This window comes from Pseudomonas sp. SLFW (assembly GCF_009905615.1).
GTDB classification, from domain to species: domain Bacteria; phylum Pseudomonadota; class Gammaproteobacteria; order Pseudomonadales; family Pseudomonadaceae; genus Aquipseudomonas; species Aquipseudomonas bambusae.
This window is the reverse complement of record NZ_JAAAKW010000010.1, coordinates 129,363-143,462: the sequence shown is the minus strand read 5'-3', so window position 1 is coordinate 143,462 and position 14,100 is coordinate 129,363. Positions and strand designations below refer to the sequence as shown.

15 protein-coding genes are annotated in these 14,100 nt (G+C 60.3%); 8 read left to right on the top strand and 7 right to left on the bottom strand.

Annotated elements, in window-relative coordinates; translation table 11 throughout:
• Positions 1–62: 62 nt before the first annotated feature.
• Entirely contained in the window at positions 63–1,739 is a 1,677-nt protein-coding gene (locus tag GVN17_RS18605) for a DEAD/DEAH box helicase (RefSeq protein ID WP_166596721.1), read from the bottom strand.
• Positions 1,740–2,155: 416 nt separating this feature from the next.
• Between GVN17_RS18605 and GVN17_RS18600 the strand changes: the two genes are divergently transcribed.
• Positions 2,156–2,947, top strand: coding sequence for a crotonase/enoyl-CoA hydratase family protein (locus GVN17_RS18600; protein WP_166596720.1), 792 nt, complete (start codon positions 2,156–2,158; stop codon positions 2,945–2,947).
• A 9-nt stretch (positions 2,948–2,956) separates the two neighbouring features.
• Here the strand turns inward: GVN17_RS18600 and GVN17_RS18595 are convergent, their stop codons facing one another.
• The gene (locus tag GVN17_RS18595) at positions 2,957–3,712 is read right to left on the bottom strand and encodes a spermidine synthase (protein WP_166596719.1); all 756 of its coding nucleotides are present in this window, start codon (positions 3,710–3,712) and stop codon (positions 2,957–2,959) included.
• Positions 3,713–3,836: 124 nt separating this feature from the next.
• Between GVN17_RS18595 and GVN17_RS18590 the strand changes: the two genes are divergently transcribed.
• On the top strand, positions 3,837–5,183 hold the full coding sequence (locus tag GVN17_RS18590) for a class II 3-deoxy-7-phosphoheptulonate synthase (RefSeq protein ID WP_166596718.1): 1,347 nt from the start codon (positions 3,837–3,839) through the stop codon (positions 5,181–5,183).
• Positions 5,184–5,270: 87 nt separating this feature from the next.
• Here GVN17_RS18590 and GVN17_RS18585 read toward each other — a convergent pair whose 3' ends face one another.
• Together GVN17_RS18585 and GVN17_RS18580 are read right to left on the bottom strand one after the other, a co-directional pair.
• Positions 5,271–6,518, bottom strand: coding sequence for a winged helix-turn-helix domain-containing protein (locus GVN17_RS18585; RefSeq protein ID WP_166596717.1), 1,248 nt, complete (start codon positions 6,516–6,518; stop codon positions 5,271–5,273).
• Between the two features lie 50 nt (positions 6,519–6,568).
• Positions 6,569–6,802 carry a DUF1127 domain-containing protein gene (locus tag GVN17_RS18580; protein WP_166596716.1) on the bottom strand — a complete coding sequence of 78 codons (234 nt, stop codon included), beginning with the start codon at positions 6,800–6,802 and terminating at the stop codon, positions 6,569–6,571.
• Between the two features lie 98 nt (positions 6,803–6,900).
• On the opposite strand from GVN17_RS18580, the gene GVN17_RS18575 reads away from it, so the two are divergent.
• Positions 6,901–7,755: a LysR substrate-binding domain-containing protein gene (locus tag GVN17_RS18575; protein WP_218576303.1), complete on the top strand. Its 855-nt coding sequence runs from the start codon at positions 6,901–6,903 to the stop codon at positions 7,753–7,755.
• Between the two features lie 9 nt (positions 7,756–7,764).
• Here the strand turns inward: GVN17_RS18575 and GVN17_RS18570 are convergent, their stop codons facing one another.
• On the bottom strand, positions 7,765–8,511 hold the full coding sequence (locus tag GVN17_RS18570) for a sulfite exporter TauE/SafE family protein (RefSeq protein ID WP_166596799.1): 747 nt from the start codon (positions 8,509–8,511) through the stop codon (positions 7,765–7,767).
• A 240-nt stretch (positions 8,512–8,751) separates the two neighbouring features.
• On the opposite strand from GVN17_RS18570, the gene GVN17_RS18565 reads away from it, so the two are divergent.
• The 3 genes from GVN17_RS18565 (at position 8,752) to GVN17_RS18555 (ending at position 11,040) form a co-directional block, all read left to right on the top strand.
• The gene (locus GVN17_RS18565) at positions 8,752–9,225 is read left to right on the top strand and encodes a MarR family winged helix-turn-helix transcriptional regulator (protein ID WP_166596714.1); all 474 of its coding nucleotides are present in this window, start codon (positions 8,752–8,754) and stop codon (positions 9,223–9,225) included.
• Positions 9,226–9,574: 349 nt separating this feature from the next.
• Positions 9,575–9,994: an organic hydroperoxide resistance protein gene (locus tag GVN17_RS18560; protein ID WP_166596713.1), complete on the top strand. Its 420-nt coding sequence runs from the start codon at positions 9,575–9,577 to the stop codon at positions 9,992–9,994.
• A 26-nt stretch (positions 9,995–10,020) separates the two neighbouring features.
• Positions 10,021–11,040, top strand: coding sequence for an alpha/beta hydrolase (locus GVN17_RS18555; protein WP_166596712.1), 1,020 nt, complete (start codon positions 10,021–10,023; stop codon positions 11,038–11,040).
• A 229-nt stretch (positions 11,041–11,269) separates the two neighbouring features.
• Here the strand turns inward: GVN17_RS18555 and GVN17_RS18550 are convergent, their stop codons facing one another.
• On the bottom strand, positions 11,270–11,839 hold the full coding sequence (locus GVN17_RS18550; RefSeq protein WP_166596711.1) for an elongation factor P: 570 nt from the start codon (positions 11,837–11,839) through the stop codon (positions 11,270–11,272).
• Positions 11,840–11,926: 87 nt separating this feature from the next.
• A complete protein-coding gene (gene earP, locus GVN17_RS18545; protein WP_166596710.1) occupies positions 11,927–13,060 on the bottom strand; it encodes an elongation factor P maturation arginine rhamnosyltransferase EarP in 1,134 nt (377 codons plus the stop codon).
• Between the two features lie 117 nt (positions 13,061–13,177).
• On the opposite strand from earP, the gene GVN17_RS18540 reads away from it, so the two are divergent.
• Positions 13,178–13,573 (top strand): hypothetical protein, encoded by a 396-nt coding sequence (locus tag GVN17_RS18540; protein WP_166596709.1) that lies wholly within the window; start codon positions 13,178–13,180, stop codon positions 13,571–13,573.
• A 24-nt stretch (positions 13,574–13,597) separates the two neighbouring features.
• Positions 13,598–14,080 carry a transcription elongation factor GreAB gene (locus tag GVN17_RS18535; protein WP_166596708.1) on the top strand — a complete coding sequence of 161 codons (483 nt, stop codon included), beginning with the start codon at positions 13,598–13,600 and terminating at the stop codon, positions 14,078–14,080.
• Positions 14,081–14,100 lie beyond the last annotated feature (20 nt).

Genomic DNA, 14,100 nt, shown 5'->3' with positions numbered 1-14,100 from the left:
CAGACAAAAAAATCCCCGAACCAGTCGGGGATTTTTCGTTCAGACGATCAGCTCAACGCCAATCAGTCTTCGCGATAGCGACGCAGCTTCAGCTGTTTGCCTGCAACGCGGGTGTCTTTCAGCTTGGCCAGCAGACGCTCAAGGCCGTCTTCCGGCAGCTCGACGAGGCTGAAGCTGTCACGCACCTGGATGCGGCCGATGGCTTCGCGAGCCAGACCGCCTTCGTTGAGGATGGCGCCCAGCAGGTTTTTGGCAGCGATACCGTCACGCGCACCCAGCGCGGTACGGCAACGTGCACGGCCTTCAGCCAGTGGCATTGGCGCACGACGCTCGCGGTCGCCACGATCAGGACGGTCGCCCGACGGACGATCGGCACGGTCGCCACGCGGTGCATTGTTCGGCACCAATGGACGCTCTTTCTCGATGGCAGCGAGGGTCAGCGCCTGGCCGTTGGTGGCCTTGCGCAGCAGTGCGGCAGCCAGGGCACGCGGGGTGCAACCGATGTCAGCAGTCAGACGGTCCAGCAGCTCGCCATGGCTGGCTTCGGCATCGGCCACCAGTGGCGCGAGGCTGTTGGTCAGTTTCTTGATGCGGGCATCGAGAACGGCTTGCGAGTCTGGCAGGCGAACTTCGGCGACTTTCTGACCGGTCACACGCTCGATCACTTGCAGCATGCGACGCTCACGCGGGGTCACCAGCAACAGCGCACGGCCTTCGCGACCGGCACGGCCAGTACGGCCGATACGGTGAACGTAGGATTCCGGATCGTACGGCATGTCGACGTTGAATACGTGAGTGATGCGCGGAACGTCCAGACCACGGGCAGCGACGTCGGTCGCGACAACGATGTCCAGGCGACCATCTTTCAGCGAGTCGATGACGCGCTCACGCTGGTTCTGGGCGATGTCGCCGTTCAGCGCGGCAGCCTTGTAGCCTTTGGCTTCCAGAGCGCTCGCCAGGTCCAGAGTGGCCTGCTTGGTGCGAACGAACATGATCAGGGCGTCGAAATCTTCGACTTCCAGCAGGCTCAGCACGGCAGAGGTCTTCTGGTCAGCGTGAACCAGCAGGTGAGCCTGCTCGATCGCGGTGACGGTCTGGGTCTTGCTCTGGATCTTGACGTGTTTCGGGTCTTTCAGGTGACGCTCGGCGATCGCACGGATCGACTGCGGCAGGGTCGCCGAGAACAGCACGGTCTGGCGAGTTTCAGGCATGGCCTTGAAGATGACTTCGAGGTCGTCCATGAAGCCCAGCTTCAGCATTTCGTCAGCTTCGTCGAGCACCAGGTGGTTCACGGTCGCCAGGACTTTTTCGTCACGACGCAGGTGATCGCACAGGCGGCCCGGGGTAGCGACGACGATTTGCGCGCCGTTGCGGATGGCTTTCAGCTGTGGGCCCATCGGCGCACCGCCGTAGACGGCCACGACGGTCACGCCCGGCATTTGCTTGGCGTAGGTTTCGAACGCGGTGGCGACTTGCAGGGCGAGTTCGCGGGTCGGCGCGAGGATCAGCGCTTGCGGCTCGCGTTTTGCCGGATCGATGCGGTTCAGGATAGGCAGTGCGAAGGCCGCGGTTTTACCGGTACCTGTCTGCGCCTGACCGATCATGTCGTGACCAGCAAGAATAATCGGGATCGATTGCTGCTGAATGGCCGAGGGCTCTTCGTAGCCGGTAGCGATAACGGCTGCAACAATATTCGGATGAAGGTCGAGAGCGGCGAAGCCGCCGGTTTCCTGGGTCATGGGTCTGCCTCTGAGTGCATCCGCAAAGACCCATGCTTCAAAGCTGCGCGTGCCGTGTAAGACCCTAGAGTCACCCTGGCTGCTTTGTCGGCGGGGATTTGCGAAAACGTATTGATGAATGGATCGTCAAGGATAGTTCGTGTTGGAACCAGCCTGCGAAGAAGGCTTCGCAAACCCATACCGTGACGAGGGCCCTATGAAAGGCCGGCGCGCACTATACCGGAAATGCCAAAAAAAGTGAGTATTTTTTTCACACAGAGAAGTGCTTGCGTCTAACTGTCACAGGCTTTGCGCAAACCTGTGTCAGTGTCTATTTTTTTAAAGCCCGGTATTACTGGCGGCGGGGGCTTAAACGATTCACCTCATCAGTCAGGCAGCCCACCCTCCTCTTCTCCTCAGCCTGCAGGAATAGCGACATGACCTCTTCGATCAAAGGCCACGTCAGCCGGGAACAACGCGGCGCCATCATGCTCATCGGGCTCGACCGGGTGGCCAAGCGCAACGCCTTCGACATGGACATGCTCAATCAGCTCAGCCTGGCCTACGGTGAGTTCGAACGTAACGATCAGGCGCGGGTCGCCGTGGTGTTTGCCCATGGCGAGCACTTCACGGGCGGGCTGGACCTGGCGGACACCGGCGAAACACTGATGAACGGCTGGCAGTTGCCGGAAGGCGGCTACGACCCTTGGGGCGTTTTCGCAGGGCCGCGCGTCACAAAACCGGTGATCGTCGCGGCGCAGGGCTACTGTTTCACGCTAGGCATCGAACTGATGCTGGCCGCCGACATCAACCTGTGCGCCAGCAACACCCGCTTTTCGCAGCTCGAAGTGCAACGCGGCCTGTTCGCATTTGGCGGCGCAACCTTGCGCATGCACCAGATCGCCGGGTGGGGTAATGCCATGCGCTGGCTGCTGACCGGCGATGAGTTCGACGCCCATGAAGCGTTGCGCATGGGGCTGGTGCAGGAAATCATGGCGTACGAGGATTTGCTGCCGTGTGCGCTGCATCTCGCAGGTCGCATCGCCGAACGCGCACCGCTGGGGGTTCGTGCGACGTTGGCGTCGGCCCGTCAGGCGGTGTGTGAAGGGGAAGACGCGGCAGCCCGACAGCTGCCAGCGCTGATGAAACAGGTGATGTCCAGCGAGGACGCCAAGGAGGGCCTGCGCGCTTTGATCGAGCGCAGGCCGGGGTATTTCACCGGGCACTGAACGCCTCGGTCAGGTCGCAGGGCGCACGGTCTTGATCAACGGCAACAGCGAGTAACCCAGTTGCGGCGCGAGGGTTTCGGCACGCTCGATCAGCGCGTCCATGTCCAGCGTCTGGTCCAGATCAGAAGGCACGATGAGGATGACGTTGCCTTCTTTGACCGGCAGCTCCCAGTAATGGCGGTGATACAGCCCGCGCAGCAACGCCGCCCCCAGCGGTTTGCCATCGTCCGAGGCCCATTGGTTGATGATCAGCCAGCCGCCCGGATTGAGCCGCTGTTGGCATTTTTCCAGAAAGCTCCACGCCAGATGCCCCACCGCCGGCCCTGTGTCGGTGTAGAGGTCGACGAAGATCAGGTCGGCGCTTTCAGCAGTGGGCAGCAATTCCAGCGCATCGCCAATGCGGATATAGAGGCGCGGATCGTCCGCCAGCCCCATGTATTCCATGGCGAGGCGCGGTACGTCCGGACGCAACTCGATGGCCTCGACGTCGTCCAGCGGCAGAAACTTGAGGCACGCCTGGGTCAGCGTACCCGCGCCGAGGCCCATGAATAGCGCACTCTCTGGCGCTTCGTGGCACAACGCGCCGATCAGCATCGCGCGGGTGTAGTCGTATTCCAGCCACGCAGGATCAGCCGTGAACGTGCAGCTTTGCTCGATGGCGTCGCCGAACTCCAGGAAGCGGTAACCCTCCACTTCCAGCACGCGAATCATGCCGAAGTCATCGTGGACTTCAGCCAGCACGCGCTCAACACGCTCCTCGGTCATTGCTGTTCTCTCGGTCAATCGAATTTGCGAGCGGATTGTCGGCCAAGCGCACCCCGCAGGTCACGCAAATTATCGGGGCGAACTGCTAACATGACCGTCCGATTGCACTGACTTCGAGTTCACCATGAGCCAACCCTGGAGCCCCGACAGCTGGCGGAGCCTGCCCATCCAGCAACAACCCCAGTACCCCGACGCCGACCATGTTCGACGTGTCGAGCAGTCGCTGGCCAGTTTTCCGCCGCTGGTGTTCGCCGGTGAAGCCCGCGAGTTGCGCCGTCAGTTTGCCGAGGTGACCCAAGGCCGTGCGTTTCTGTTGCAGGGTGGCGATTGCGCCGAGAGTTTCTTCGAATTCTCAGCGGCGAAGATCCGCGACACCTTCAAGGTGCTGCTGCAAATGGCGATCGTCATGACCTTCGCGGCCGGCTGCCCGGTGGTCAAGGTCGGGCGCATGGCGGGGCAATTCGCCAAGCCGCGTTCGTCAAATGACGAGACTGTCGATGGCGTGACACTGCCGGCGTACCGCGGCGATATCGTCAATGGCATCGGCTTTGACGAGAAGAGCCGCGTGCCGGACCCGGATCGTCTGTTGCAGGCCTATCACCAGTCCACCGCGACGCTGAACCTGCTGCGGGCGTTTGCTCAAGGTGGCTTCGCGGACTTGCACCAGGTGCACCAGTGGAACCTCGATTTCATCGCAGGCTCGGCGCTCTCTGACAAATACAGCCAGCTCGCCGACCGCATCGACGAGACCCTGGCATTCATGCGCGCCTGTGGCATGGACACCTCCCCGCAACTGCGCGAAACCAGTTTCTTCACCGCCCACGAAGCGTTGCTGCTCAATTACGAAGAAGCCTTCGTTCGCCGTGACAGCCTGACCAACGACTTCTACGACTGCTCCGCGCACATGCTGTGGATCGGCGATCGCACGCGTCAGCTCGACGGCGCGCACGTGGAGTTTCTGCGCGGGGTGAAGAACCCGATTGGCGTGAAAGTCGGTCCGAGCATGAACACCGACGACCTGATCCGCCTGATCGACATCCTCAACCCGGACAACGACCCGGGTCGCTTGAACCTGATCGCGCGCATGGGCGCCAACAAGGTCGGCGATCACTTGCCAGGGCTGATCCGGGCCGTCGAGCGCGAGGGCAAGCAGGTGCTGTGGAGCTCGGACCCGATGCACGGCAATACGATCAAGGCCAGCAGCGGTTACAAGACCCGCGACTTCGCGCAGATTCTGGGCGAGGTGAAGCAGTTCTTCCAGGTGCATCAGGCCGAGGGGACGTACGCGGGCGGGATTCACATCGAAATGACCGGGCAGAACGTTACCGAGTGCATCGGCGGCGCGCGTCCGATTACCGAGGATGGCTTGTCGGACCGTTACCACACCCATTGCGACCCGCGGATGAACGCGGATCAGTCGCTGGAGCTGGCGTTCTTGATTGCCGAGACGTTGAAGCAGGTTCGGCGGTAAATCGACCCGAGTGCCCTGCGCGCAGATTTGGCTGAGCGCAGAGTCATTGCGGGAGCCGGCGCCCGCCGCCGACATGGCGTCAATCCGTCAGACGCGTCGCAACCCCACGTCGACAAACGCAACACGCAACCGCGCCGCACTGGCGCGGGGGCAGTTGATCAGCACTTCCGGCAGCCCCAGCCAGTCGGCCAGTCGTCGCAGGTTAACGGCTAACGCGTGCATCCCCTCCTCGTCCAGCCCCGGTTCCTCCTCGTGAACGGCGTGCACGGCCAGCCTTCCTGCCGCCCGTTCCGCACGCAAATCGATGCGAGCCGCGATGCGCTCATCGTACAGGAAGGGCAGCACGTAATAGCCGTACACCCGCTTGTGGGCCGGGGTGTAGATTTCCAGCCGATAGTGGAAATCGAACAGGCGCTCGGTCCTGGCCCGCTCCCAGATCAGGGAATCGAAGGGTGACAGCAGCGCACTGGCCGTGATTTTTCGGGGAACGCTGAAATCCGGCAGGGCATAGGCAGGCTGTTTCCATCCTTTGACCTGAACCCGTTGAATCGCGCCCGCCTCCACCAGCTCGGCCAAGCCCTGCCTCGCCGGTAAGGGGTCTTGGCGGAAGTAATCGCGAATGTCTTTCTCAGTGCCCACACCCAACGCGTGAACCGCGTGCAGCAGCAAATCGCGCTGCGCGTCCGTTTCGGCCAGTTCGGGGTGGTTGATGATGGCTTCGGGCAATACCCGCTCCGGCAGATCGTAGAGACGCTCGAACCCTCGACGCCCGGCCACGGTGACTTCGCCCGCCGCGAACAGCCATTCCAGCGCAAGCTTTTCGGCGCTCCAGTCCCACCAGGGACCCGCGCGCTCCTGACGGGTATTGAGCGTGCCCGCTCCCAGCGCGCCCTGTTCGCGAACAGCCTGCAACACGCGGGCGATGGTCGACTGCTCCTCCCGTCCGAACTTGGCCATGTGCTGGTAGATGCCCTCGCCTTGCGACGCCCGTTGCATGCGCCAGCGCATCAGCGGGTACAACTCGACCGGCAACAACGACGCCTCATGCCCCCAGTATTCGAACAGCTTTCGGTGTCGACCCTGACTCCACGCGGCCTGATCCAGCAGTTTCTGCGGATAGTTACCCAAGCGGGAATAAAGCGGCAGGTAGTGCGAGCGCACCAGCGCGTTGACTGAATCGATCTGCAGCACGCCAAGGCGCTCGATCAATCGGGTGACGTGGCGAGCCGTAATCGTCGCGGGCGGCTGACGGCTATTGAAGCCTTGGGCTGCCAGTGCCAGACGACGGGCTTGTTTGATGGACAGGTGTTGCGAGATCGGCAGTTCTGCAGGCATTCAGGACCTCCTGGACGATCTGCAAAACTACCCGATCCCGCCCTGCTCTGTCAGTGCTTAAGTGGATCGTCCCAGAACGGTCTTTCGATTTCGACAAGGACATCGGCGCGCGACAGCCCAATGTCCTTGAGCGCGTCATCGCTCAAACTTGCCAGTTGAACCCGCTCATGATGCAGCGTGCGCCAGCGGGCGACGCGAGCCGCGACCGCATGCCAGGCGCGGTCCATCATGGAGTCGCGGGACAGGGTTTTCAGCACCAGTACATAACCTTTTTGACCTTTCATCGTCTTGCCCTCCAAGTGGGGATGGCGAGATTGTCTGCCCGGGCTTAAGATCAATCCAACGAATGTTTCTGATGCAGTGCATCTGGGAGATTGATGCAATGGCCACGTACCCGAGTATCGACAGCGAGCTGCTACGCACCTTTGTCGCTATCGCCGATCAGGGCGGCTTCACTAAGGCTGGCGAGGTCGTGAACCGCACGCAGTCGGCGGTCAGCATGCAGATGAAACGACTTGAAGACGACGTGGTTCAGCGCCCCCTGTTCCAGAAAGACGGACGTGTATTGAACCTCACGGCAGAAGGGCAAGTGCTGCTGGGCTACGCGCGGCGCATCCTCAAACTGCACAGCGAGGTGTTCAACACACTGCGCGAACCGCACATGGTCGGCACCGTGAAAATCGGCACGCCCGACGATTACGTGATGCGGTTTTTGCCCGGCATTTTGTCGCGGTTCGCACAGGCGTATCCGCTGATTCAGGTGGAAGTGCATTGCGAGTCATCGGCACAACTGCTGCAACGTCAGGACCTCGACCTGAGCATCGTCACGCGCGAGCCGGGGAAGGAAATCGGCCAGATTCTGCGTCAGGAGCGTTTTGTCTGGGCCGAAGCTGCGGGATTCTGCCCACACGAACGGTCGCCGATTCCCCTGGCGATGTTCAACAGCGACTGCTTCTGCCGGTTGTGGGCCTGTAATGCGCTGGATACGGTTGGCCGCGAATACCGGGTGGCGTACACCAGCGCCAGCCTCGCGGCGATCATGGCCGTGGTCAGCGCCGGGCTGGCAGTGACGGCTCAACTGGAAAGCCTGATCACCTCGGACTTGCGCGTGCTCGGCGAGGCCAATGGGCTGCCGCAATTGCCCTCGGCAAGCATCGTCCTGTTGCGCAATCCGAGCAATCCTTCGCCCATCACCGAATGCCTCGCCGATCACATCGCCGAGGGCTTCAAGCTGTGATTTTCGCGGCTACACCCGGAAGCACAGCATGATGGCGCAGATCACCAGGAACACGCAGAACAGCGAACGCAACAGACGCTCCGGCATGCTGTGCGCAAGGGCGACGCCCCAACTGATGCTGGCCAGACCGCCAATCGCCAGCGGTATCCCCATCAGCCAGTTCACATGACCGTGCATGGCGTAGGTGGTCATGGTGATCAGCGTCGCCGGGGCCGCCAGCGCCAGTGCCAAGCCTTGAGCAGCGACTTGTGTCGCGCCAAAGATACCGGTGAGGATCGGCGTTGCGATGACTCCGCCACCGACACCGAACATGCCCGCCGTCACACCCGACCCTACACCTAGCACCCACAACCATTTGCTGTGACGCAACTCGGCACCGGCGTCGCCTTTGCGCCAATACATCTGGATCAAGTTGAACAGGGTCAGCACGATGAGAAACCCGACAAAGCCGACCCGCATGCTTTGAGCATCAATCCGCACGGCCCACAGCGACGTCAGCCAGGAAACCGTGAAGCTCGGGACGATCAGCATCATCGCGTTGCGCACCGAAATCCGGTTGCGCTGGTTATAGCGCCACAACGCCAACAGCACGTTGGGCAGCACCATCAACAGCGCCGTGCCTTGGGCCAGCTGTTGATCGAGGCCAAACAACACCCCCAGGGCAGGAATCGCCACCAGCCCGCCGCCGATCCCGAACAGACCGCCCAATGTGCCCATGGCCGCGCCCAACAACAGATACCACACCACATCAACGATCACACCCGGTCCTCTTTTCAGTCCTGCGCGCATGCTACGCAGTCAGGGGAATGGAGGAAATCCACAGACCGGCATTGGCGTCAACGAATCGTGATGAGTCGATTCACGAATCGTGTTTTATACATGTCAACGGCGACCCTGATAGACAAAGGCCTGATCAACGATTAGCCAATTTATCTGGTGCATTAAAGATCATGGCACTAAATTAGTGGCCATTCCCGATTAACCGAGGACGTACCCATGAATGCCGACGATAGCGCCACCAAGGCGGGCGCTGGCAGTTGCGACGAGTTGCTGCTGGACAATCAGCTGTGTTTTGCCCTGTATTCCACATCGTTGATGATGACCAAGGTGTACAAACCACTGCTTCAGGAACTGAATCTCACTTATCCCCAGTACTTGGCGATGTTGGTGCTGTGGGAAAAGGACGGATTGACGGTCGGAGAAGTCAGCACGCGTCTGTTGACTGACCCCGGCTCATTGACGCCGCTGCTCAAACGCCTGGAAGTCGAAGGTCTGATCAGCCGTACCCGCAGCAAGGAGGACGAACGCGTCGTGCTCTTGCACCTGACTGAACAGGGCAAAGCCTTGCACCAAAAAGCCCAGCGCATTCCTCACTGTATTCTTGCCGCAAGCGGCATCTCCGTGGAACAGCTGCAAGCATTGCAGCGAGATTTGCTGGGGTTGCGAGGGAATTTGCATCAGAGCCTCTGATCCCTCCTCATCTCACCTCAAAGGTCAGCCCGTGCTGGCCTTTTTCATTTCTGAGCATGGGGATGATGTGCCGAGCCTGGCTTTACGACCGCCGCTCCTCCCTTGACTCATTGCCTCGCGCAATCCGGTGAATGCCCAGGCGCCCGCATAAAAGACAGCTTACACCCGAGAATAAATTTCCTTTTGAATCAGTGAGTTGATCGAATTTTCGTCAATCATAAAAATTTCTTTGGAAATTTATCTTGCGCACTAAACATTAGCGCAGTACATTTCATCTCACTTGCTTAGCGCACAAACATTTAGCGCAAAGCTAAAAGACATAACCCAACGTCATCAGTGAGGAATTATCATGCAAACTCTCTATACCGCAGTCGCAACCGCAACCGGTGGCCGTGATGGCCGTGCTGTTTCCAGCGACAAGATTCTCGACGTGAAACTGGCCACCCCGAAAGAACTCGGCGGTGCTGGCGGTGAAGCCACCAACCCTGAACAACTGTTTGCTGCTGGCTACTCGGCCTGCTTCATCGGCGCGCTGAAATTCGTCGCCGGCCAAAGCAAGCGCAGCATTCCAGCTGACGCCTCGATCACTGCTCATGTCGGCATCGGCCAGATTCCTGGCGGCTTCGGTCTGGACATCGACCTGCACATCAGCCTGCCGGGTCTGGAGCAAGCGGACGCCCAAGCGCTGGTCGACGCCGCTCACCAGGTCTGCCCTTACTCCAACGCCACCCGCGGCAACGTTGACGTCCGTCTGCACGTGACTGTCTAACTCATCCGCTCGCCAAGGAGAAAAACATGAACACGTTCGGCAAGATTCTGGCTGGCTCACTCCTCGCGCTGTCCATCGGTAACGCCTTCGCCGCCACCGACACCGGCGTCGAGCACAGCACCCAAGCGTTTCTCGATGCCCTGAATGCGGGGACGGGCAAACCGATGGAGCAACTGTCGCCCAAAGACGCCCGCGCTGTACTGACCGGTGCGCAGGCAGGGGTCAAGCTGACCCTGCCCAAAGCCGATGTCAGCCAGAAGACCATCACGGTTGACGGCCAGACCATCAGCCTGACCATCGTGCGTCCGGCAGGCGTCAAGGGGACCTTGCCTGTGTTCATGTACTTCCACGGCGGTGGCTGGGTGCTGGGCGACTACCCGACCCACGAGCGGTTGGTGCGCGACTTGGTCGAGGGTTCCGGTGCGGTGGCGGTGTTCGTCAACTACACCCCTTCGCCTGAAGCGCACTACCCGACGGCGATCAACCAGGCCTATGCGGCGACGAAATGGGTGGCCGAGCATGGCAAGGAGATCAACGTCGATGGCAAGCGTCTGGCCGTGGCAGGCAACAGCGTCGGTGGCAACATGGCGGCCGTCGTCAGTTTGATGGCGAAGGACAAGGGCACACCGGCGATTCGTTACCAAGTGCTGCTGTGGCCTGTGACCGACGCCAACTTCGATACCGGCTCTTATGAACAATTCGCCGAGGGCCACTTTCTCACCCGCAACATGATGAAGTGGTTCTGGGACAACTACACCACCGATCCGAAGCAACGCGCCGAGATCTACGCCTCACCGCTGCGCGCCACGACTGATCAGCTCAAAGGCCTGCCGCCAGCATTGGTGCAGACCGCTGGGGCCGACGTGCTGCGTGACGAAGGCGAAGCCTATGCTCGCAAGCTGGATCAGGCAGGGGTGCCCGTCACGGCGGTGCGCTACAACGGCATGATTCACGACTACGGGTTGTTGAACGTCATCAGCCAAGTGCCGGAAGTGCGGTCTGCGATGTTGCAGGCGTCGCAGGAATTGAAGGTTCACCTGAAGTAAAACGACGCAGGCCGGATAGATCCTTGGGGTTTTATCCGGCCTCATCGCGAGCAAGCTCACTCCTACAGAGTCACACGTCGTCTGTAGGAGTGAGCTTGCTCGCGATGAGGCCGGTGCATTCAACCCCTATCAATGCATAGGTGATTCTCATGAACTGGTAACCGTCGCCCACAAAAAAGCCCGACTCAATGGTCGGGCTTTTTCGTGTCCAGCGTTACAAACGCAATGCTTATTTAGCACGGCCTTTGTAGGAACCGCCTTCACGGGTATCGATCTCGATCTTGTCACCGATTTCGATGAAGTCAGCCACTTGCAGCTCAGTGCCGTTGGCCAGCTTGGCAGGCTTCATGACCTTGCCGGAAGTGTCGCCGCGAGCGGAGCCTTCGGTGTAGTCAACGACGCGCACGATAGTGGTCGGCAGTTCTACGGAAACCAGACGCTCTTCGAAGAAGATCGCTTCGCAGACATCGGTCATGCCTTCTTCAACGAATGGCAGAACGGCTTCGATGTCTTCGGCGTTCAGCTCGTACATGGTGTAGTCAGTGGTGTCCATGAACGTGAAAGTGTCACCGCTGATGAAAGACAGGGTGGCTTCTTTACGGTCCAGGATCACGTCGTCCAGCTTGTCGTCGGCGCTGTAGACGGTTTCAGTCTTGTAGCCGGTCAGCAGGTTTTTCAGCTTGGTCTTCATGATCGCGCTGTTACGGCCCGACTTGGTGAATTCAGCTTTCTGAACCAGCCAAGGATCGTTGTCGATACGGATCACGGTGCCGGGTTTAAGCTCTTTGCCAGTTTTCATTACGTATATCCGAATTTGGATTGAAGTTCTTTCTAAGCCCTGTACGAAAAGCCACTTTTCGTACAGGGCTTACTACAAGGGCGCGTATCATAGCCAATTTAGATAAAACCTTACCAGCGCAGTCGTCAGATCGTCCTGCAAGGCCCGTTCCAGACACCAGCGCTCGGCATGCGCCGCCAGCTCACTTCGGTGTTTTTCCAGCGCGGCCCAACTGTGCGTCATGTCCTGTCCGGCACTCCAGTTGCGCCATACTTCGGTCAGCGCCTGCCCCGCTGCTTCGGACAACCCTGCCAGGTACAACTCCAGAAACGCATCGAGCTTGGCCCAATGGGCATCATCGTCCTGTTCATAGATGTGCCAGATAAAGGGCCGCCCCGCCCACTGCGCCCGGACGAACGAATCCTCGCCGCGCACCACGTTAAAAGCGCAGCACCATAACAGCCGGTCGTAATCCTCCTGACGCACGAAGGGCAAGACCTGAATCGTCAGTTGATCGCGAACATGCAGCGCGCCCGCCCTGAGGCCCTCGACCCCCAACCAACCCTCGACGTCGCTGATGATCCGTCCTTCCGGCACCAGCAGATGCGTCGGCTGCCGATCCTGAGCCAGGCAGGTCAGCCATGATCCCAACCCCGCATGCTCATAGGCAAACAGCGACATCAGCCGCGCGCCGGGTTGTGGATAAACGCCCAGATCGGCCAGAAACGCCTGTTGCGCCGTCGGGTTCTGCTCGAAGGCGTGGCGCCGTTCGATCAGTCCCGCCTCGCGCAACAGGCCTCCTGTGCTCTCCCTGAATCCGGGAAAGAAGAAGAACTTCTGAACGCCGCTCGATTGCAGCGACGGCAGGCCGTGACAGCCGGTGACCCATTCTTCGGCGCTGAGGTAGTCGAGGTTCAGCCACAGGGGACGCGGCTCGCGGGCTTTCATCGCCTCGATCTGCGCAGGTGGCAGATGACAGCCGAAGGCTTCGATGACGACATCGGCCGGTTCGACCGACTGCCAGTCCTTGGCCCAGACATGCACGCTGACCCCGTCCCGCCATTGCTGGGCCGCCTCGGCATCGGCACCCGGGCACAGCCGTGCGAAGGCCGACAGGTCGTCGATCCACAGGCGCACATCCATGTCGTGTTCGGCGACCAACTGCCGCGCCAGGCGATACGTCACGCCGACGTCGCCAAAGTTATCCACAACGGTACAGAAAATATCCCAAGAGGCTTTCATCCCGGCTCCCTGAGGATGTTCAAAAAAACGGATTGTCCTTTATAACGGTGCAGAATCGCCAGCCTTGGTCGTGCGACAATCGGCGGCATCGACCGTGTGCAAGTGGGGAAGTCTGCCATGTACGTCAATCACCGCGAACTGTCTGTCACGCTCCGCCCGTTGAAGCTCATTGTGTCCATCGCTGTTGGCATCTGGCTGGGTTTTCTGGCCGTTGCTCTCACGGCCTGGCTGATCTACAAAGCCCTGCCCGCCGAACAGACGCAGGCCGTCAACAATGCCGCTGCGCAACTGACGAGCCCGCCTGCAGCCAAGCCCCAACCGCCAAGCGACAACCCGATGTTCGATCAATACCGGCAGATCCTCCGTGACAGCGAAGCCCGCCAGGCCCAGGAAGCCGAACAGGCCGACCGGCAGCGCAGTTTCAACGGTCCCAAATGCCAGTTCTGGATGCAGCAAAACCAGACCGCCCCGAGCGAAAAGAGCCGCGCGGCGATTTATCAGTTCTGCGGCTGACACCTGACGAGACACAGCAACGACATGAACAAGGAACAGGTCCTACACGGGATCATCGAGAAACTGACCGTCGATCTGGACGTCGCGATTCGTGCCGCACAAACCGCCTACGAAACCGCGACCCACGAAGAAAACATCGCTGAGAACAAGTACGACACGCTGGGCCTCGAAGCCTCGTACCTGGCCGCCGGGCAGGCGCGTCGGGTCGAAGAGATTCGCCAGGCGCTGGTCGCCTATCAAAAGCTGACGCTCAAGCCATTCGATGAAGAACGCGGGATTCAATCGGGCGACGTCGTCACCCTCGAATCGGCCAGCGGCGTCGAGCAGCACCTGTTTCTGGGGCCAGATGCGGCGGGCCTGAAGGTTCACGTCGAAGGCACACTGATCACCGTCATCACCCATCGTGCGCCTCTGGGGCAGAACCTGCTGGGCAAATTCGACGGCGACGATCTCGACATCATCGTCAATGGAAGTCGTCAATCCTTTGAGATCACCCGCGTACTGTGATCCGTTGATCATTTGCAGGG

Excerpts from the sequence above, each read along its gene's own strand:
- GVN17_RS18605 (WP_166596721.1), bottom strand. The coding sequence starts at position 1,739 with ATGACCCAGGAAACCGGCGGCTTCGCCGCTCTCGACCTTCATCCGAAT.
- GVN17_RS18600 (WP_166596720.1), top strand. The coding sequence starts at position 2,156 with ATGACCTCTTCGATCAAAGGCCACGTCAGCCGGGAACAACGCGGCGCC.
- GVN17_RS18595 (WP_166596719.1), bottom strand. The coding sequence starts at position 3,712 with ATGACCGAGGAGCGTGTTGAGCGCGTGCTGGCTGAAGTCCACGATGAC.
- GVN17_RS18590 (WP_166596718.1), top strand. The coding sequence starts at position 3,837 with ATGAGCCAACCCTGGAGCCCCGACAGCTGGCGGAGCCTGCCCATCCAG.
- GVN17_RS18585 (WP_166596717.1), bottom strand. The coding sequence starts at position 6,518 with ATGCCTGCAGAACTGCCGATCTCGCAACACCTGTCCATCAAACAAGCC.
- GVN17_RS18580 (WP_166596716.1), bottom strand. The coding sequence starts at position 6,802 with ATGAAAGGTCAAAAAGGTTATGTACTGGTGCTGAAAACCCTGTCCCGC.
- GVN17_RS18575 (WP_218576303.1), top strand. The coding sequence starts at position 6,901 with ATGGCCACGTACCCGAGTATCGACAGCGAGCTGCTACGCACCTTTGTC.
- GVN17_RS18565 (WP_166596714.1), top strand. The coding sequence starts at position 8,752 with ATGAATGCCGACGATAGCGCCACCAAGGCGGGCGCTGGCAGTTGCGAC.
- GVN17_RS18560 (WP_166596713.1), top strand. The coding sequence starts at position 9,575 with ATGCAAACTCTCTATACCGCAGTCGCAACCGCAACCGGTGGCCGTGAT.
- GVN17_RS18555 (WP_166596712.1), top strand. The coding sequence starts at position 10,021 with ATGAACACGTTCGGCAAGATTCTGGCTGGCTCACTCCTCGCGCTGTCC.
- GVN17_RS18550 (WP_166596711.1), bottom strand. The coding sequence starts at position 11,839 with ATGAAAACTGGCAAAGAGCTTAAACCCGGCACCGTGATCCGTATCGAC.
- earP (WP_166596710.1), bottom strand. The coding sequence starts at position 13,060 with ATGAAAGCCTCTTGGGATATTTTCTGTACCGTTGTGGATAACTTTGGC.
- GVN17_RS18540 (WP_166596709.1), top strand. The coding sequence starts at position 13,178 with ATGTACGTCAATCACCGCGAACTGTCTGTCACGCTCCGCCCGTTGAAG.
- GVN17_RS18535 (WP_166596708.1), top strand. The coding sequence starts at position 13,598 with ATGAACAAGGAACAGGTCCTACACGGGATCATCGAGAAACTGACCGTC.